This window comes from Sphingobium fluminis (assembly GCF_037723805.1).
Classification (GTDB): Bacteria; Pseudomonadota; Alphaproteobacteria; order Sphingomonadales; family Sphingomonadaceae; genus Sphingobium.
Window position 1 is genome coordinate 202,338 of record NZ_JBBJUK010000006.1, and the last position, 16,523, is coordinate 218,860.

20 protein-coding genes, 1 tRNA gene and 1 pseudogene are annotated in these 16,523 nt (G+C 65.5%); 12 read left to right on the forward strand and 10 right to left on the reverse strand.

Annotation, left to right across the window (positions count from 1 at the left end):
- Nucleotides 1–201: 201 nt before the first annotated feature.
- Nucleotides 202–657: a nuclear transport factor 2 family protein gene (locus WG907_RS15615; protein ID WP_340234223.1), complete on the forward strand. Its 456-nt coding sequence runs from the start codon at nt 202–204 to the stop codon at nt 655–657.
- 192 nt (nt 658–849) lie between these two features.
- Here WG907_RS15615 and rpoZ read toward each other — a convergent pair whose 3' ends face one another.
- A complete protein-coding gene (rpoZ, locus tag WG907_RS15620) occupies nt 850–1,194 on the reverse strand; it encodes a DNA-directed RNA polymerase subunit omega (protein ID WP_340234224.1) in 345 nt (114 codons plus the stop codon).
- Nucleotides 1,195–1,314: 120 nt separating this feature from the next.
- Here rpoZ and WG907_RS15625 point away from each other — a divergent pair, with 120 nt between their 5' ends.
- Entirely contained in the window at nt 1,315–2,529 is a 1,215-nt protein-coding gene (locus WG907_RS15625; protein WP_340234225.1) for a phospholipase D-like domain-containing protein, read from the forward strand.
- Nucleotides 2,530–2,552: 23 nt separating this feature from the next.
- Here the strand turns inward: WG907_RS15625 and WG907_RS15630 are convergent, their stop codons facing one another.
- Nucleotides 2,553–3,383 (reverse strand): sulfite exporter TauE/SafE family protein, encoded by an 831-nt coding sequence (locus tag WG907_RS15630; RefSeq protein ID WP_340234227.1) that lies wholly within the window; start codon nt 3,381–3,383, stop codon nt 2,553–2,555.
- A gap of 223 nt (nt 3,384–3,606) precedes the next feature.
- Entirely contained in the window at nt 3,607–4,722 is a 1,116-nt protein-coding gene (ald, locus tag WG907_RS15635) for an alanine dehydrogenase (protein WP_340234229.1), read from the reverse strand.
- 201 nt (nt 4,723–4,923) lie between these two features.
- Between ald and WG907_RS15640 the strand changes: the two genes are divergently transcribed.
- Nucleotides 4,924–5,014, forward strand: a tRNA-Ser gene (locus WG907_RS15640).
- Nucleotides 5,015–5,587: 573 nt separating this feature from the next.
- On the opposite strand, the pseudogene WG907_RS15645 reads toward WG907_RS15640, so the two are convergent.
- The 4 genes and pseudogenes from WG907_RS15645 to WG907_RS15660 form a co-directional block, all read right to left on the reverse strand.
- Nucleotides 5,588–6,613 (reverse strand): annotated as a pseudogene (locus WG907_RS15645) (recombinase family protein); the annotation flags it as partial.
- 15 nt (nt 6,614–6,628) lie between these two features.
- Nucleotides 6,629–6,820 (reverse strand): hypothetical protein, encoded by a 192-nt coding sequence (locus tag WG907_RS15650; RefSeq protein WP_340234230.1) that lies wholly within the window; start codon nt 6,818–6,820, stop codon nt 6,629–6,631.
- 145 nt (nt 6,821–6,965) lie between these two features.
- Nucleotides 6,966–7,388 carry a type II toxin-antitoxin system VapC family toxin gene (locus WG907_RS15655; RefSeq protein ID WP_340234232.1) on the reverse strand — a complete coding sequence of 141 codons (423 nt, stop codon included), beginning with the start codon at nt 7,386–7,388 and terminating at the stop codon, nt 6,966–6,968.
- Nucleotides 7,385–7,633: a FitA-like ribbon-helix-helix domain-containing protein gene (locus WG907_RS15660; protein WP_311340735.1), complete on the reverse strand. Its 249-nt coding sequence runs from the start codon at nt 7,631–7,633 to the stop codon at nt 7,385–7,387. Before WG907_RS15660 ends, WG907_RS15655 begins: the two co-directional genes overlap by 4 nt.
- Before the next feature lie 559 nt (nt 7,634–8,192).
- Here WG907_RS15660 and WG907_RS15665 point away from each other — a divergent pair.
- Nucleotides 8,193–10,253 carry a ParB/RepB/Spo0J family partition protein gene (locus WG907_RS15665; RefSeq protein WP_340234236.1) on the forward strand — a complete coding sequence of 687 codons (2,061 nt, stop codon included), beginning with the start codon at nt 8,193–8,195 and terminating at the stop codon, nt 10,251–10,253.
- Between the two features lie 96 nt (nt 10,254–10,349).
- On the opposite strand, the gene WG907_RS15670 is transcribed toward WG907_RS15665, so the two are convergent.
- Nucleotides 10,350–11,180, reverse strand: coding sequence for a DUF5677 domain-containing protein (locus WG907_RS15670; protein ID WP_340234237.1), 831 nt, complete (start codon nt 11,178–11,180; stop codon nt 10,350–10,352).
- A 342-nt stretch (nt 11,181–11,522) separates the two neighbouring features.
- On the opposite strand from WG907_RS15670, the gene WG907_RS15675 reads away from it, so the two are divergent.
- Nucleotides 11,523–11,822 (forward strand): DUF736 domain-containing protein, encoded by a 300-nt coding sequence (locus WG907_RS15675; RefSeq protein WP_340234238.1) that lies wholly within the window; start codon nt 11,523–11,525, stop codon nt 11,820–11,822.
- 57 nt (nt 11,823–11,879) lie between these two features.
- On the opposite strand, the gene WG907_RS15680 is transcribed toward WG907_RS15675, so the two are convergent.
- Nucleotides 11,880–12,209, reverse strand: coding sequence for a hypothetical protein (locus WG907_RS15680; RefSeq protein WP_340234239.1), 330 nt, complete (start codon nt 12,207–12,209; stop codon nt 11,880–11,882).
- Between the two features lie 263 nt (nt 12,210–12,472).
- On the opposite strand from WG907_RS15680, the gene WG907_RS15685 reads away from it, so the two are divergent.
- The gene (locus WG907_RS15685) at nt 12,473–13,315 is read left to right on the forward strand and encodes a DUF932 domain-containing protein (protein WP_340234240.1); all 843 of its coding nucleotides are present in this window, start codon (nt 12,473–12,475) and stop codon (nt 13,313–13,315) included.
- A gap of 156 nt (nt 13,316–13,471) precedes the next feature.
- Here the strand turns inward: WG907_RS15685 and relB are convergent, their stop codons facing one another.
- The gene (gene relB / locus WG907_RS15690) at nt 13,472–13,699 is read right to left on the reverse strand and encodes a type II toxin-antitoxin system RelB family anti-toxin (protein WP_340234241.1); all 228 of its coding nucleotides are present in this window, start codon (nt 13,697–13,699) and stop codon (nt 13,472–13,474) included.
- Between the two features lie 170 nt (nt 13,700–13,869).
- On the opposite strand from relB, the gene WG907_RS15695 reads away from it, so the two are divergent.
- From WG907_RS15695 to WG907_RS15720, 6 genes are all read left to right on the forward strand, one after another.
- Nucleotides 13,870–14,142, forward strand: a complete 273-nt coding sequence (locus tag WG907_RS15695; RefSeq protein ID WP_340234243.1) for a DNA -binding domain-containing protein — start codon at nt 13,870–13,872, stop codon at nt 14,140–14,142.
- Between the two features lie 143 nt (nt 14,143–14,285).
- Nucleotides 14,286–14,507 carry a transcriptional regulator domain-containing protein gene (locus WG907_RS15700; protein ID WP_340234245.1) on the forward strand — a complete coding sequence of 74 codons (222 nt, stop codon included), beginning with the start codon at nt 14,286–14,288 and terminating at the stop codon, nt 14,505–14,507.
- Nucleotides 14,508–14,559: 52 nt separating this feature from the next.
- Nucleotides 14,560–15,069: a DUF2285 domain-containing protein gene (locus WG907_RS15705; protein WP_445326830.1), complete on the forward strand. Its 510-nt coding sequence runs from the start codon at nt 14,560–14,562 to the stop codon at nt 15,067–15,069.
- Between the two features lie 117 nt (nt 15,070–15,186).
- Entirely contained in the window at nt 15,187–15,453 is a 267-nt protein-coding gene (locus WG907_RS15710) for a helix-turn-helix transcriptional regulator (protein WP_048578566.1), read from the forward strand.
- Nucleotides 15,450–15,956: a DUF2840 domain-containing protein gene (locus tag WG907_RS15715; RefSeq protein WP_340234251.1), complete on the forward strand. Its 507-nt coding sequence runs from the start codon at nt 15,450–15,452 to the stop codon at nt 15,954–15,956. Before WG907_RS15710 ends, WG907_RS15715 begins: the two co-directional genes overlap by 4 nt.
- A complete protein-coding gene (locus WG907_RS15720; protein ID WP_340234253.1) occupies nt 15,953–16,510 on the forward strand; it encodes a S26 family signal peptidase in 558 nt (185 codons plus the stop codon). The genes WG907_RS15715 and WG907_RS15720 overlap by 4 nt, the downstream gene beginning before the upstream one ends.
- Nucleotides 16,511–16,523: the final 13 nt, after the last annotated feature.

Here is a 16,523-nt window from a genome sequence, read left to right on the forward strand (position 1 = left end):
AAGCGATGAGTGGTTGTGTGATGGGAACGAGAGACGAAGCCGGTCCGCCAACCTGGATTGACACCCGGCAGGGCGTCAGGCATCCCATTTGGGAGAAGTCATGATCGTGGCCCAAAGCTGGCTGATTAAAATCCGAGAAATGCGATCGGTTCGCCAGACATGAGGTTAACGACGAACATCCAGCTTGATCGGGATATTCATATGCTCGCACTTCAAGAAATTTCGGATCGGCTCGAGCTTCAGGATCTGATCTATGCCTATGCAAGCGCCATAGATTCGCGTGATTTTGCCAAACTGAACGACATATTCGCGCCGAACGCGCACGTTGACGCGATCGCATTTGGCGGCCCTGTCGGCGATGTGGAAGCGTTGTTGGCCTGGATTTACGAGGCCACGCCGTCCATCGGCGGAACGCATCATATGATGGCCAACCATCAGTTTGTCATCGCTGGAGATCGGGCAACGGGACGGGTCATGGGTTATAATCCGATGGACGTCCCGGCCAAGGAAGGCGCATCCCGCGACGTAATCGTCTGCGGCCTTTTTTATCTCGATGAATATGCTCGAATATCGGGGAGTTGGCGCATCGCTTCGCGGATCATGCAGAAAACTTATATCTTTCGCGTTCCACTGGAAACCAGTTCGCCCGCGCAATAAGCTCTGGCTCCCTGCCATTTACCGGCGTTGACTGAGTTGTGAAGATCCACGGGATCGTCCGACGGGGCATCTCGTGCATCAATCAGCTGGGTCCATTGGCGCTTAGCCCCCTCCCCCAAACATGTCGAGGCCCGGTCCTGCTTACGCAGTCCGGGCCTCGTCCCTCTCCAAACCGAAAAGCCTTAAATCGCTTTAGCCGTCGTAGTCGCCGCCGATATTCTGGTTGCGCGGCGGGGCGGCGGCGGTGAGGCGCAGAGCCTCGGCCGACTGGGCGATCGAGCCGATCTCGTCGGGCGTGTCGTCGTCGTCGATCTGCACCTTTTGCAGCGAGGCGATGACCGACGCATGCAGCTCGGCGGGAAGGACGGTTTCTTCGGCGATCTCACGCAGGGCGACGACGGGGTTCTTGTCACGATCGCGGTCGATCGTGAGTTCGGCGCCGCCGGAAATCTCCCGCGCGCGCTGGGCGGCGAGAAGGACGAGATCGAAACGGTTGGTAACTTTGTCGACGCAATCTTCGACGGTGACACGGGCCAATAGGGCCTCCTGAAACGGGGAATGACTTCAGCGTCGCCCTTAGCAGCGCCCTCCCCCCGAGTCAATGAAAGGCCATAATCGCGGTGGCCAGACGCGGCGCGAGCGGGCATGAGCGGCGGCATGACGAATGAGCAGAGTGGAGCGCGCGGGCACGGGTCGGAGATCGCCGTCACGCTGGACGGCAACCGGCTGCGCGTGATCGAGAGCGGCGCGGGCCTGCGCGAGGCGTTGATCGCGCTGATCGACGGGGCGCAGGCGAGCGTGAAACTGCTCTATTATATCTTTGCCGATGATGAGAGCGGGCGGCTGGTGCTGGAGCGGCTGGTCGCGGCGCGGGCGCGCGGGGTGGCCGTGACGCTGATGGTGGACGCGTTCGGCAGCGACCGCACGCCGCCCGGCTTTTTCGAGCCGCTGGTGGGGGCTGGCGGGCATTTCGGCCGCTTCGGGACGCGGCGCTCCACCCGCTACCTGATCCGCAATCATCAGAAGATGGCGATCGCGGACGATGAGCGGCTGTTGATCGGCGGCTTCAATGTCGAGGACAGCTATTTCGGGATTCCGCCGCAGGACGAATGGCGCGACCTGGGGCTGTTGATCGAGGGGCCGCAGGTGGCGGCGATGGCGCGATGGTACACGCAGATCTGGCGCTGGGTCGCGAGCCGCAAACAGGGCTTCCGAATGCTGCGGCGGATGATCCGGCGCTGGCATGGTGGGTTGGACCGGGGGCCGGGCGAACAGGGTGACGGCGGCGCGTTCCGCTGGCTGATCGGCGGACCGACGCGACGGCTGAGCCCATGGGCGCAGGTGGTGAAGCGCGACCTCGACCAGGCGGGCCGGCTCGACATGGTGGAGGCCTATTTCTCGCCGGGGCGCGGCATGCTCAAGCGGCTGGCGCGGGCGGCGCGGCGCGGGGGGGCGCGGCTGATCCTGCCGTCGCGGTCGGACAATGGCGCGACGGTGGCGGCGGCGCGGCTGCTATACGGGCCGCTGATGAAGCGCGGCGTCGAGATTTACGAATATCAGCCGTGCAAGCTGCACATGAAGCTGATCGTGATCGACGATGCGGTCTATATCGGGTCGGCCAATTTCGACATGCGCAGCCTGTTCCTGAACCTGGAGGTGATGCTGCGGGTGGAGGATAAGGGCTTTGCCGGGGCGATGCGGGGCTTCATCGACGCGCGGGCGGCGGAAAGCCGCCGGATCACGCCCGAACTCTATCGCGCGCAGCGGACGCCGCTGACGCTGGCCAAGCAGTGGATCAGCTATCTGCTGGTGGGCGTGCTCGACTATACGGTGACGCGGCGGCTCAATTTTCGCGATCCCGACGCCGACTGAGTGGCGGCGTCGGGATCGCGCGGTTACATCTTGAGCGCGTTGCGCAGCATCAGGTAGGAAATGACGATAAGATAGACGCCGAAGATCTTCTTGAGCGGTCCGGCGGGCAGCGCGTGGGCGGCGGCGACGCCGAGCGGCGCGGTCAGCACCGACATCGAGGTGATGGCGAGGGTCGCGGGCATGTTGACATAGCCGAGCGAACCCCAGGGCAGCCCCCCTTCCCTGAGGCCGATCAGGACGAAGCCGATCGCGGTCGGGATCGCGATCAATGTGCCGATACCCGACGCGGTGGCGATGGCGCGGTGGATGGAGCGGCCGCACAGCGTCATCACCATGATCGCGATGACTCCGCCGCCGATGCCCAGCAGCGACGAGAAGGTGCCAAGCCCCCCGGCAATGCCCATGCGGACCACGCCCGAGGGCATGGTGTCGCTGACCACCTTGCCGCCGACCTTGGGCAGCAGGAAGTTGAGCGACATGAGGCCGACGCCGACCGCGAAGATCATCGTGAGCACCTTGCCATCGACATGGCCGGCCAGCATGACGCCGATGCCGTCGCCCAGGATCAGCCAGGGCGCCCATTGTTTGAGCACTTCAAACTCCACCGCGCCGCGCTTGGCATGGGCGAGAAGCGACCGGATCGAGGTGACGATGATGGTCGCCGCAGACGTACCGATCGCGACATGGGCGATGGCTTCATGGGTGCCGCCCAGCAGCGGCAGCACGACGAACAGCGCCGGCACGACGACGAAGCCGCCGCCGATGCCGAACAGGCCGGCGGCAAAGCCCGCCAGCAGTCCCGCACCCAGCATCGCGACGAGCGGCACGAGCCAGGTCATCATATCGCCGCTCATGAATAGGGCCCTTCCTGATGCGCCTGAACGGCGTCCCTGTGGTCGTAATCGCGCCCCTGGACCGGAACGGCGGAATGTATCTGGTCGACCATGATGCGAACCATGCCCCTTTTTCGGCGAAAACCCTGTTAACGGAGGCATCCAGTTGAAACAAACTTGCCCCGCCCGATCAGACGAACGAGCGGGGAGAATCCGCACCCTGTGCTGCCGATGAGGCCTTCGGTCAGCCGATCGCGGTGTCGGGCGATGTGAACGGGATATCCAGCGCATCCGCTACGGCCTTGTACGTCACCTTGCCGTCCCAGACGTTGAGCCCCGCGAGCAGATGCGGATCGGCGCGCATCGCCGCCTGCCAGCCAAGATCGGCGATGCGCAGCGCATGGGGCAAGGTGACGTTGTTGAGCGCATAGGTGCTGGTGCGCGCAACCGCGCCCGGCATGTTGGCGACGCAATAATGGACGATGCCCTCGACGACATAGGTCGGGTCCGCATGAGTGGTCGCGTGGCTGGTTTCGAAGCAGCCGCCCTGATCGATCGCGACGTCCACCAGCACCGCGCCTTTCTTCATGGTCTTGAGCATATCCGCGCTGACGAGCTTTGGCGCGGCGGCGCCGGGGATCAGCACCGCGCCGATGACGAGGTCCGCATCCGCCACGCATTCGGCGAGGTTCGCGCGATTGGAAAAGCGGGTCTTGGCGCGTGCCTCGAAAAAGGTGCCGAGCCGTTCGAGCGCTTGCGGATCGCGATCGAGGATAGTGACGTCCGCCCCCAGCCCCGCCGCCATCTGCGCCGCGTTGAAGCCGACCACGCCGCCGCCGATGATCGCGACCCTGGCCGGCAGCACGCCTGGCACCCCGCCCAGCAGCACGCCTCGACCGCCATGCGCCTTTTCGAGCGCGGTCGCCCCCGCCTGAATCGACATGCGGCCCGCGACCTGGCTCATCGGCTTGAGCAGCGGCAGTCCTCCGCTGGCGTCGGTGACCGTTTCATAGGCGATGCAGGTCGCGCCCGACGCCATCAGGTCGCGGGTCTGGTGGGGATCGGGCGCGAGGTGGAGATAGGTGTAGAGGATCTGGCCCGGTCGCAGCATCGCGCGCTCGGGCGGCTGGGGCTCCTTGACCTTCACGATCATCTGCGCCGAAGCGAAGATCTCCGCTGCCGTCCCGACGATGCGCGCGCCGGCGCGTTCGTAAAGCGCGTCGTGCGCGCCGATCCCCTCCCCCGCTCCGGTCTCCACAAGCACGTCATGGCCATGGGCGGTCAGCTCATGCACGCTCTCGGGCGTCAGGCCGACGCGATATTCGTGGTTCTTGATCTCCTTGACGGTGCCGACGATCATGATGGTCTCCGCTATGCTGGCGGCGCGGATGACGCCGGCCTCGCCTTCATCCTATATCGCGGATCGGGCGGTGATTGTTCCCGCATCGCGCGCTTTGCGGCATCGATGCACGCCATGCGAGCGCGCATCCGTGAAAAGCCATCATCCGCCCTTGCCTCGCGCACCACCCCGCGATAGGGAGCCCCACTTCCAGTGCAATGCGGAGCGGTGGCCGAGTGGTCGAAGGCGCTCGCCTGGAAAGTGAGTATACGCCAAAAGCGTATCCAGGGTTCGAATCCCTGCCGCTCCGCCACTTCGGAACAACGGTGGGCACTCCGCCCACCGCCGAGGCTACGCCGTTCGCGGCGAGCACGCGCAACAGGTTGCTCTTCGAGCCCATGATGCGGACTTCCTCGCGATCGACTTCCACCCGCTGCGCGAGCGCACGCAGATGATCGCGCCGGTAGCCGCCGCCCTCCAGCCGGATACGTCGCCGCGCGGTCGAGGCGAAGTCGCGAAGCATCGTCGGCGTGATCGCCTGCTGGGTCGAGCTTACGAGAAGCGCTGAGGCGCGCTCGGCATCCGCTCGCGCCTGATCGCGGGTCGCCTTCAATCCGTCGATGCGATCCTTGAGCGCCGGATCATCGAGATCGGCGACTCCACTTTCGATTGCGTCATAGAGCCGCTTCAAACGCAGCTCGGTCTCCGCAGCACGCCGGTTCAACTCCGCGATATGCTCGCGGCGCCGCTCGGATCGTTCTTGCCGGCGATCCAGAACCTCGGACAACACGACCTCAAGCCTGACTGGATCGAGCAGCCGTTCCGCCAGATGATTGGCGACAAGATCGTCCAGCCGCTCCATCGCCACGGTCATGCCTTCACACGCCGTCACGCCCTGCCGCGCCTTCATCGAGCAGGTGTAATAGCGATAGCGCCCGCCCTTGCCGGTGCGGATCGTCATCGCGCCGCCGCACTTGCCGCAGTGGATCAGTCCCGTCAGCAGCGTCGGGCCGCCGACGACCTGCGGGTGGGCGACCTTCGGGCTGCGCGCCTTCAGATGCGCCTGCACTGCATCGAACATCGCCTGGTCGATGATCGCCGGAACCTCGACCGCGATCACTTCGGTGGCGGGCTTCAATTCCTTGCTCTTGCCGCGCTTGTTGAACTCGTGCCGGCCCGCATAGGTGGCGCGCGTCAGCATACGATGCACCGTGCCGATGCCCCAGCGCCCACCGTCGCGGGTGAAGATACGGCGCTCGTTGAGATGCTTGGTGATCGTCTTGACACCCATCGGGCCGGACGTGCCGTCCCCTTCCAGAGCCAGCTTGAACGCCAGCCGCACCGTGTCGGCGTGCAGCGGGTCGATCTCCAGCTTCTTCTTGGTCTTGGCGCCGCGCTGTTCGGCGGCGACGACGCGATAGCCGATTGGTGGCAGCGAGCCGTTCCAGAAGCCCTGTCGGGCGTTTTCCTTCAAGGCGCGCAGGACGTGCTTGGCGTTCTCCTTGGACTGATACTCGTCGAACAGCGCCATGATCTGGCGCATCATGACGTGCATCGGATCATCACCCATCTCCTGGGTGATGGAGAGCAGCTTCACATCGTTCTTGGCGAGCTTGCGGACGTAAAATTCCAGCTCGAAATGATCGCGAAAGAAGCGCGAGAAGCTGTGGACCACCACCACGTCAAACGGTGCCGGCTTGCTCGTTCCGGCCTCGATCATGCGCTGGAACTCGGGTCGGCGGTCGTTGGTGGCGGATGCGCCTGCCTCTACGAACGTATCGACCAGCTCCAATCCCCGCGACAGGCAATAGGCTTCGCCCTGTTTGCGCTGATCCGGGATCGAGACGTCATGCTCGGCCTGCCGCGCCGTTGAGACGCGCAGGTAAAGGGCGGCGCGCAGCGGCACGGTCATGGCAGTATCCTCACATCATTGGCACGGCCCGAACAGCTCGTCGAAGATATCGCCGAACCATGCCTCGAACACGTCCACTTCGGCGCTCGTGACCGGAACGCGCTCAGGCCAGTCGTCGGTGACGGTCCAGGTCGCAAGATCGTCTTTGGGCGGCCGACCCACATGAGGCTGAGCCGAGCTGACCGGCAATCGGACATAATCGAGCAAGTCGTCCGGGCAATATGCAGGACGGCGCGGTGTTCGGCGACGAGGCTTGCGAGACGTGGCCATGCAGACAGGGTGCCGCCCGCCTTTCTCTCGCGCAAAGGCTCCGACGAAGCGTAGCGCAGATAGGGACGGACGGCGGCGCGGTTCATGGCTCGCCCCACGGATTGACCACCGTGATGCCGCAGTCGGCGAAGTCGGCCACGTTGCGAGTCGCCAGCCGCGCCCCTCGCGAGCGGACGATGGCCGCGATCTGTGCGTCGATCTGGCTGATCGGCTGGCCGCCCTTCCGCCGCCCGGCCGCGATATCGGGATAGGCGTTGGCGGCATCGGTATCGAACGGCAGCACGCGCCCGGCGAGATCGACATCGAACATCGGCTGCGCGGCCGCCATTAGTGCATCGCGGCGGCGTCCCTCGGGCAGCAGCGCCAGGCCGTAGAAGATTTCCGCCTGCGTCAGCGTGGTCGTGAACACCCCCGCCATCGGCTGCTCGCCCATCCAGGCCATCACCGCCGCGTCCGGCTCGCGCCGCATCAGCTCGGAAATGACGTTGGTATCAAGGACGATCATTCGCCGAAGTCCACCGGCGGCCGGATCGCCTCGCGCGGTACGTCGGGCAGATCAACGCCGCCCAGCGGGCCGAACCTCTCATGGATCGCTTGAGCGAGATTGCGAGGGCGCGGATCATCTGTGGACAGCGCCGAGCGTAGAATGTCGCGCGCCTCGTCTTCCATCGACCGGCCATTGACGGCTGCGCGCACGCGGAGGCGCTTCTTGATGACATCGTCGATGTTTCGGATCGTCATGACCGCCATGCTGGCCTCCATAAGTCAATGACTTCATATTAGTCGATGCTGGTACAAATTACAAGGTCAGAGGGTTTGCGCCTCCCTGCGGGACCGCCGCTCTATCTGCGCTGCGCTCCGACCGAACCCCGGACGGGTTTCGGCCCTGCCTGGTGACGATCAGCATGGCGGGCGGCGCTGGCGCGCCGGGCAGCACGCGGTTTCAATAGAGCGCACTCTGCGACTTCTACGAAGCCGACAGGGTGCGCGCCTTATCGTAGCCGCGTTGCACTCTTGCTCTGCCCGGAGGGCGCGGCGGCGGCTGGCCCCCAGGCCCGCGCGCACGCCGCCGCGCCGGCCGGTCGCCGCAAGGGTGCCTTCATTGGTAGCGCCGCGGACGCGGCGCGGCTGCTTGGGGCTCTGCCCCCAGCGCCCTTCGGAGCGGCTTCCGCCCAGCTTCCCTCGCTTCGCTCAGTGCAGCCGGTTCCCCGCGAAGCCGCCCACTCCGGTTGCACCCCCGGTCTCGCCGACGGGCAGGGTTTCAGCGCGGCGCTCCGCTGCGCGGAAACCCAAGCCAAGGAGCAGTAAGATGACCGATACCGTTCAGACCGAAGCCGTCAGTGGCGTCGAGATTTTCGTGCCGCTGAACAAGCTCAAGAAGTCCCCCAAGAACGCGCGCAAGGTGCCGCATGGGGAGGCCGCCATTGATTCTCTAGCCGCTTCGATCCAGCACAAGGGGCTGATCCAGAACCTTGTCGTGGAACCGGAAACCAAGGAGGACGGGACGCCGACCGGCTGTTACCTCGTCACCGCTGGCGAGGGGCGCAGGCTGGCGATGCTGCTGCGCGCCAAACGCAAGCAGATCAAGAAGTCCGAGCCGGTGCGTTGCTGGCTCGATACGGCCAACGATCCCGCCGAGATCAGTCTGGACGAGAACGTGACCCGGACGCCCATGCACCCCGCCGACCAGTTCGAGCGGTTTGCGGAGCTTTCCAACGACAAGGGTTGGGGGGCGCAGGAGATCGGCGCGCGGTTCGGCGTGTCGGCGGGCGTAGTGAAGCAGCGGCTTCGCTTGGGCGCCGTCAGCCCGAAGCTGTTGCAGGTCTATCGCGAGGACGGTCTTACGCTGGACCAGCTTATGGCCTTCGCCATCACCGAGGACCATGCCCGGCAGGAGCAGGTGTTCGAGGGGCTGCATCACAATCGCGAGCCGTGGATCATCCGGCGCGACATGACCGCCGCCAACGTGCCCGCCGCCGACCGGCGCGCGGTGTTCGTCGGGGCCGACGCTTACATCGAGGCGGGCGGCAATATCATTCGTGACCTGTTCAGCGAGGACCGGGGCGGGTTCTTCGAGGATGCGGGCTTGCTCGATATGCTCGCCGCCGAGAAGCTGCGCGAGATCGCAGGCGAGGTCCAGGCCGAGGGGTGGAAATGGACCGAGGCGCATATCGACTATCCCCACGCCCACGGGATGCGGCGCTTCTATCCGCAGACCATCGCCCTGTCCGACGAGGACGAGGCGCGGCTGGAGGCGCTGTCCACCGAGCATGACGAGCTTGCCGAGGGGTATTCGTCCTATGACGAGATGCCCGAGGACGTGGCGGCGAAGCTGGAGGCGGTGTCCGACGAGATCGACGCCATTTCGGCCAAGCGTTCGGCCTACGACGCCAGCGTGACCGCGCATGGCGGCGCGTTCGTCGTGCTTCACCATGACGGCACGGTCAGGGTCGAGCGGGGTTTCGTCCGTCTCGAGGATGAGGCGCTGGCCGACCCGGAGCCGGAAGCCGAGGGCGATGCGACGGCCCCGGAGGCCGTGGAGGATGAGCAGGCCGAAAACGGCGACGAGGACGTGCGGGAGGTCGAGGACGAGGACGAGGAACCGGGCAAGCCGATTTCCGACAGCCTCACCCGCGACCTGTCCGCCCATCGGACGCTGGCTTTGCGTGTGGCGCTTGGTGAGCGGCCCGATCTGGCGCTGATCGCCTTGACCCACACGCTCACGGCACAGTTGTTCTATAGCTACGCCGAGGCCGGTTGCCTTGAGGTTCGTCCGACCGTGACGCCGCTTGGCAGTCATGCGGACGGGATCGAGGATATGCCGCTTGCCGCCAAAGCGAACGAGGCGCGCGAGGCGTGGGCCGAGCGGATGCCGCGTGACGTGGCCGACCTCTGGGGCTTCATCGTCGGGCTGGACGACGAGAAGCGTCTGGCGCTGCTGGCGCATTGCGCGTCTCGCACCGTCAATGCGCTGCGGTTGCCGTGGGACCGCAAGCCCCGTTCGCTGCAAACGGCGGACAGGCTGGCGACCGCGCTGGCGCTGGACGTGGCGAAGGACTGGACGCCCACGGTGGACAGCTACCTTGGTCGCGTGACCAAGGCGCATATCGTCGAGGCCGTTAGCGAAGGCGTGTCGGAGGACGCCGCCCGCCGTATCGCCGACATGAAGAAGCCGGACATGGCGCAGACCGCCGAGCAGCTTCTGGCCGGAACCGGCTGGCTTCCCGCCGTGCTGCGGACGCCCGAGTCGGAGCAGCCCGCGCCCGTCGAGGTCGAGGATGCCGGGACCGTGGGGCAGCCGTCCGAAGCGGAGGCCCCCGAAACCGGAGCGGAGGACGGCGAAGCGTCCTATGCCGTCGCCGCCGAATAGCGGCATTGGGCCGGGGCCGCGCGAGCGGTCCCGGCCTTCCTTTAGTTGTCGGCCAAAATCGCGGCCGCGCCCTTGCCGGGCGCGGCCGCTTTTCGATCAGGTAGCGGCTTGAAGGTCCAGCAACGTGCGTTGAGCCTTATCCAGACGGTCGGGCTGTCGGCTTTCCTTCATCATGACCTCGAAATAGCGGGTGGAACGAAGCATCGCGTCGAGTGCGAAGGACAGTGCCTTGGGGATCTCCGTCTCAAATGGACCAAGAATATTGGTTACGCCTCCCTTGCCGTTCCTCTTCTTCAGCCCGTCGAGGCTGCTGCTGGACAGATGGCCGTAGAAGGCACTGACCAGCCGATATTCGAGATAACCCGACCGCTTCGGCATGGTCTTGGCGATCTTTTTGATGCTGAGGCTCTTCCGTTTGGCCAGCTTCGACACGTGATGCGCCTCGCGCTTCAGTGACGCCGCAATAACGGCCGCGTCTGTGGGATGCTCTTCGCGCAATAACGCCTCCCGCTGGATCGCGTTGTCGTGCTCGTCGACCTCCAGCGCTTCGAGCGCTTTGAGCGGATCGGTAGCGAGCAGGCTAAGCCAGAAGCCGACTTCATAGATTGCGCGCACGGCGCCCGCCGCTTCGATGGCCATGGCGCGCTCGGCCAGCATGACGGAAGCCGCGAACGCATTCATCGCGCGCCCATACATGCGGACCGCCGTTGGGGCCTGCGCGTTGGCCGGCCCACCGTTGCCAGCGTCCTGATGCTCTTGGAAAAGCCAAGTGGCGTAACGATTGACGTCACGTGCCAGGTCGAACCACGGCGCATAGTTGTCGATGTAGATCGCCCGCCAGTCCTCGATCAGGGGCAATAGCAACCCTTCCTCCGCCAGACCCTCGCGAGGGTCTTGGTCTTCCCGCTGATCGTCGCGATTCGTCACCGCACTGGAGTAGCATCTTCGCGGGGATTGATGGGTATCACTACCGTGCGGCTCCGCGCTGTGGGCGCGACGACCGCCATGTCTCTTCTGAATTCCTAGCCCGGTGCTGCCCAAACGGCCTCTCCAATGGCTTGTCTGACCGAAGCCGATCGCCTTCCCGCAAGGGCGTCGTTCGGCTTTTTTCCGCCGCCTTCGGCTTTGCATCGCGAAACAAAAAAGCCGCCCGCCGTCCAACCTCCTCTGCGTTCCGGCCGCAAGCGGTGCGGGGTCGATCGTGCCCCGGCCGACGCCGAGCCATCGAGGCCGCGATGGGCGCGGTCCGAGCAGACAGGAGATCACGACATGGCTACGATCGGCACCTTCACCCCCAACACCAAGAGCGAGTTCAACGGCGTCATCAAGACGCTCACCCTCAACACCAAGGCCACCCTTCGGCCGGTCGAGAAGGAAGGCGAAAAGTCCCCTGACTTCCGGATCAGCGCTGCCAACATGGACATCGGTGCCGCCTGGAAGAAGACCAGCCGCGAAGGCCGCAACTACATCTCGGTCAAGCTGGACGATCCGAGCTTCCCGGCGCCGATCTACGCCACGCTGTCCGAAATCGATACCACCGGCGAATACGCCCTGATCTGGTCCCGCTGACCGGCGGCGACGCCCCCGCTCCAGCGGAGCGGGGGCTTTCGCGTTGGAACGGCAGAACTAGCCGGACAGCGAATCGAACAGGGGCAGCGGCATCGGGCCGCGCTCCGTCAATGCGCCAGCGTCATAGGGCGCGATCGTCACCCATTCGACCGCCCAATCCAACGTCAGCTCGCCGGAGCCGATCCGTGAAATCCCGGCGCCGTCCACCACGACCCGGAAATCGAAGCGATCTTCCTCGGCTTCTAGGCGGCCTTCGATCAACGAACCATCGCTCGCCGCCAGCAGGAAACGCTCCTCAACCTCGTCATATGGGACGCGCAGCGTTTTGGTGATGTCCCCTGCGACTGCGACGCGCTGGCCCGGCTGTCCTGTGATCGTAATGCTCATACCGACTCCTTGCAGCCGGTTTGGATCAAAACAGGAACAAATGGCAAGGGCTGTTTGCTGGCGCCGCAGGGCGGCGCGTGCTTGGGGCTCTGCCCCTGGCGCACTCCAAGCGGCTTCCGCCCAGCTTCCTCCCCGCGCTGCGCGCGTTCCGTGCAGCCGGTTCCCCGCGAAGCCGCCTTCCGTTTGCACCCCCGGTCCCGCCGACGGGCAGGGTTTCAGCGCGGCGCTCCGCTGCGCGGAAACCCAAGCCCAAGGAGGCCAAAATGCACTACCAGCTTGCCACTCGGTTCGGCCGCAACGCCCATCAGATCAGCGGCCGGGAGCCGCTCGACAACGAGGCACTGTATCGCCACGTCCCGTCCATCTTCGCCCGCGAGGCGCACGACAGCCGTTCAGAGCGCTATGTCTATGTTCCGACCATCGACATTGTGGAGGGGTTGCGTCGGGAAGGATGGTCGCCGTTCTTCGCGGTGCAGTCCGTTCCGCGCGACGGCAGCCGCCACGGCCACGCCAAGCACATGCTGCGCCTGCGCCGGGATGACGGCATCGGCAAGCCGGAGGCCGCCGAAGTCATCATCGTGAACAGCCATGACGGGACGAGCGCCTATCAGATGTTTGCCGGGATGCTGCGCTTCGTATGCACCAACAGCATGATCGCGGGCGAGCGGTTCGAGGAAGTCCGCGTGCCGCACAAGGGCAATATCGAGCATGACATTATCGAAGGCGTGTTCACCGTTGCCGAGGACTTCCCACGGCTGATCGACGCCAGCGGGTCGATGAAGGCGATCCAGCTTTCGCCGGACGAGCAGCGCTTGCTTGGCGAGGTCAGCCTTGTCGCCCGTTATGGCGATGATGAAAGCCCAGTTAGGCCCGAGCAGATCATCGAGCCACGCCGCCGCGAGGATGTGGACCGCAGCCTGTGGACCACCTTCAACGTCATTCAGGAGAATGTCGTTCGGGGCGGATTGCAGGGCCGCAAACGCAATGCCGAAGGCCGTATCCGCCGCGCGCAGACCCGCGCGATCAACGGCATCGACCAGAATGTGACGCTCAACCGCGCGCTCTGGACGCTCGCCGAAGGGATGCAGCGTCTCAAGGCCGCCTGACGGCTCGCCGCCGCAGGGCCGGTTCCGGCCCTGCGGCTTCGCCGTTTTCGCGCCGATCCGCTGCGGCGGATCGGCGGCGGTCGCGCATCCCGAAGGTCCGCGCGGCCGCAAGCGCGCTCGCCGGGCTAACGCCCGGCTCGCGGCAGTTCGGCCAAATTAGCTGGTCTCGGGCTGATCCTGTTCGGCTACAAGATCGGCAGGCGTGACGCCAAGCGCCGAGGCCAAGTGAAACAGGGTGACGACGGTCGGATTACGCCGGCCTCGCTCCAGATCGCTGACATATTGCTGGGTAAAGCCTGACGTCTCGGCAAAGCGCTCTTGGGTAAAGCCCTTATCCTTTCTCAGTCTGGCGAAGTTCAATCCCACGAGGCGGCGCATATCCATACGCGCGAAGCTGGACGATACATCTCATCCGGTTTATCCCATATGAGTTGTATCGGCCGGCGAGCCGCCATCCGTCGCTGCGAAACGTGCGGTCAACGATGCAGGGCTTGCGCATATCCGGTTCTGCATTTTGAATTAAACTAGTTAACGGTCAACATGACGGGGGCGCCATGAGCACCAGCCAATTCGCCGATCGCGCACCGGAGGTATCGCAGCTCACGGCGTATGATGAAAGCCATCTTACCGTCTATTTGCGACTGCTCGACGCAGACGACAATGGAACCGACTGGCGCGAAACTGCGGCCGCCATCCTCGGCGTGAACGCAGCCGCCGAGCCGCAACGGGCGAAGACGATGCACGACAGCCATTTGGCGCGCGCACGATGGATGACTGAGGTGGGTTATGCGCATCTGCTCGGCTGCTCGCGCCCGCTAAGGCGTTAAGTTTTAATCCATTTTGGTATCAATCTGTTGCCGCCATCGCAGCGTGCCCGGCATGGTTGAGTGCAGCATTGGCGCTATCGTGTGTTGGTTTAGCCGGAGATGCTCATCCCCCGAAATCCGCCTCAGTGCGGTTGGAGGATGCCATGCCGACGCCCCAGCGCCGGCGCGAGCGACGCGGCGGCAATCTGTCCGACGCGCTCGGTCGCGCCGATCTAGCCGCCGAGTTTCTGCGGCGAAACCGCACCTATCGCGCCGAACATACGCAGATGCAGCAGCGCATCGCGGACGGCGCCGTCGCAAAGAACGCCGCCGAAACGGCGTTCGCGCGGCGATGGGGGTTGTCCTTTCGCCACGGCGCCGGATGACCTGTCAGAGCCGGTCGTCTGGCGCCCGGAGCTGACCGCCGTCACGGTCATTCTGGACGCCGCGCCGGAGGGATACCAGACCGCCGCCCCGGTCGATCCACGCGCGCTCGGCGCGCTGTTCGCCGACTTGGCCGGGATCGATGGACGCCATGTCATCGTCGGGGATGCGGCTGGCGAACATCGGTTGTGGTTACGCGAGGCGACACCCGGCCGACCGCTAGCCGCGGTCATTCCCCTTGATAAGGATTTCATTACGCGCATCGCCAGCCTGCTGCGCTTTCATCGGCGTCTGCTCGGCCGGGCCGCGGGGCCGTTGCCGCGCGGCTGGCCGCTCACCGCCTATCGGCTTGCTCGCCTCGATCTCATGTTGCGCGCGCTCGACCTGCGCCACGCCGGCGCGACCTATCGCCAAATCGCGGCTGAGCTGGGGCGCGAAGAGGCCACCCGTCTCCCCGCAACCGAGTGGAAGATCTCGGCTACGCGCTCGTTTGTGGTGCGGCTGGTCCGTGACGCCACGGCGTTCGCGAACGGCGACTATCGCAAGCTGCTACGCATTCGCTGAGGTCCGCACCTCCTCGCGGGTGTCACATCCGCGTAGTCGCACATCTTCGTACTCCACCTGGCCGGGTCCGCCTCGGCATTTTCGCCTCCTGCCGCCACCACCCGCAGGAGCCGTCTCTTGTCCGATACGCCCACCAACTTGCCGCCCCGTTTTTTGCGGACGCCGGAAGCCGCGCGCTTCCTTGGTCTCTCGGGACGCACCCTTGAGAAGCACCGCTATTTCGGGACCGGCCCGGCCTACCGCCGGATCGGGGGTCGCGTCGTCTATTCGGTCGATGACCTGCGTGCCTGGGCCGATATCGGGATTAAGCACTCGACGTCCGATCCGGGCCAGAACGACCTCATGCCGCGTGCGGATTCGGCCATCGCCCGGAGCCGGCGATGAGCGTCCCGCCGTCGCCCATGCGACACCGCCAGCCGTCCGAGGACGGCATGACCCGCGTCGAACTGACGTGGATCGAGAAGCGGATCGAGCACTGGATCAGGTTCGGCCGCATCGCCAAGGACGAAATCGTCGACCGCCGCCGCCGCATCGTCAGTTTCCGGCCGGGCGCGGTGTTCGCGTTCGTCCGCTGGGCAGCGAACGACTACGGCACGGTCAGCTCGCGCATCGACGTCGTGCGCGCAGTCGGCGCCGGGGAACCGTTCACCACGCTGCCGTTCGTCCGGCCGGGCGGCGACATCCTGCTCAAGATCGAGGGCTGGCCCAAGGTTAGCCAAGTGCTGGCCGCGATCGACGCGACCGAGGCGGCCGGTGTCGATCCCTGCGACGCCGCACCCGACCATTGGCGACACGTTCACAACCGGATCGCCGCTGGACATCAGCCGCGCGCCTACACGCTGGAGCGCCATCGCGCCTGGCTAAAGCGCCGGGAGATCGAAGGATGACGCGCCGCTTCTACGCCCGCGCAACGGTGTTCGCTGCGTCGGCCTTCGCCATCTCGTTCGCCGTCATAGCGATCACCGACCCGCTGCCGCGTATCGTTTGGAACGCCAGTGCCAGCGCGCCGCTCGGCCTCTATCGGATCGTGACGGATCGCGATCCGCCGCGCGGTGCGCTGGTCGCGGTCGCGCCGCCAGAGCGCCTCGGCCGTTGGATGGCAGAGCGCGGTTATCTCGGCAAGAACGTGCCGCTATTGAAGCACGTCGCGGCCAAGGCCGGGCAGCGCATTTGCCGGATCGGCGGCCTGGTGAGCGTCGATGCCCGGCCGGTCGCCGTGGCCCTCACGCGCGATCGGCTCCGCCGCCCGCTCCCCGTCTGGCAGGGTTGCCGCACGCTCGCGGCCGGCGAGCTGCTGCTGCTCAACCCCGATCATGCCGACAGCCTGGACGGCCGCTATTTCGGTCCGCTTCCGGCCTCCACGGTGCTTGGCCGAGCGATCCCGATCCTTACCCGCGACACGCCCGACGCGCCGCTGACTTGGCGCGCCGGCCGTCCCTGATTCCGCATCCACC

Excerpts from the sequence above, each read along its gene's own strand:
- WG907_RS15715 (WP_340234251.1), top strand. The coding sequence starts at position 15,450 with ATGAGCGTCCCGCCGTCGCCCATGCGACACCGCCAGCCGTCCGAGGAC.
- WG907_RS15615 (WP_340234223.1), top strand. The coding sequence starts at position 202 with ATGCTCGCACTTCAAGAAATTTCGGATCGGCTCGAGCTTCAGGATCTG.
- WG907_RS15680 (WP_340234239.1), bottom strand. The coding sequence starts at position 12,209 with ATGAGCATTACGATCACAGGACAGCCGGGCCAGCGCGTCGCAGTCGCA.
- WG907_RS15685 (WP_340234240.1), top strand. The coding sequence starts at position 12,473 with ATGCACTACCAGCTTGCCACTCGGTTCGGCCGCAACGCCCATCAGATC.
- WG907_RS15660 (WP_311340735.1), bottom strand. The coding sequence starts at position 7,633 with ATGGCGGTCATGACGATCCGAAACATCGACGATGTCATCAAGAAGCGC.
- WG907_RS15675 (WP_340234238.1), top strand. The coding sequence starts at position 11,523 with ATGGCTACGATCGGCACCTTCACCCCCAACACCAAGAGCGAGTTCAAC.
- ald (WP_340234229.1), bottom strand. The coding sequence starts at position 4,722 with ATGATCGTCGGCACCGTCAAGGAGATCAAGAACCACGAATATCGCGTC.
- WG907_RS15720 (WP_340234253.1), top strand. The coding sequence starts at position 15,953 with ATGACGCGCCGCTTCTACGCCCGCGCAACGGTGTTCGCTGCGTCGGCC.
- relB (WP_340234241.1), bottom strand. The coding sequence starts at position 13,699 with ATGGATATGCGCCGCCTCGTGGGATTGAACTTCGCCAGACTGAGAAAG.
- WG907_RS15625 (WP_340234225.1), top strand. The coding sequence starts at position 1,315 with ATGACGAATGAGCAGAGTGGAGCGCGCGGGCACGGGTCGGAGATCGCC.
- WG907_RS15700 (WP_340234245.1), top strand. The coding sequence starts at position 14,286 with ATGCCGACGCCCCAGCGCCGGCGCGAGCGACGCGGCGGCAATCTGTCC.
- WG907_RS15665 (WP_340234236.1), top strand. The coding sequence starts at position 8,193 with ATGACCGATACCGTTCAGACCGAAGCCGTCAGTGGCGTCGAGATTTTC.
- WG907_RS15695 (WP_340234243.1), top strand. The coding sequence starts at position 13,870 with ATGAGCACCAGCCAATTCGCCGATCGCGCACCGGAGGTATCGCAGCTC.
- WG907_RS15630 (WP_340234227.1), bottom strand. The coding sequence starts at position 3,383 with ATGAGCGGCGATATGATGACCTGGCTCGTGCCGCTCGTCGCGATGCTG.
- WG907_RS15655 (WP_340234232.1), bottom strand. The coding sequence starts at position 7,388 with ATGATCGTCCTTGATACCAACGTCATTTCCGAGCTGATGCGGCGCGAG.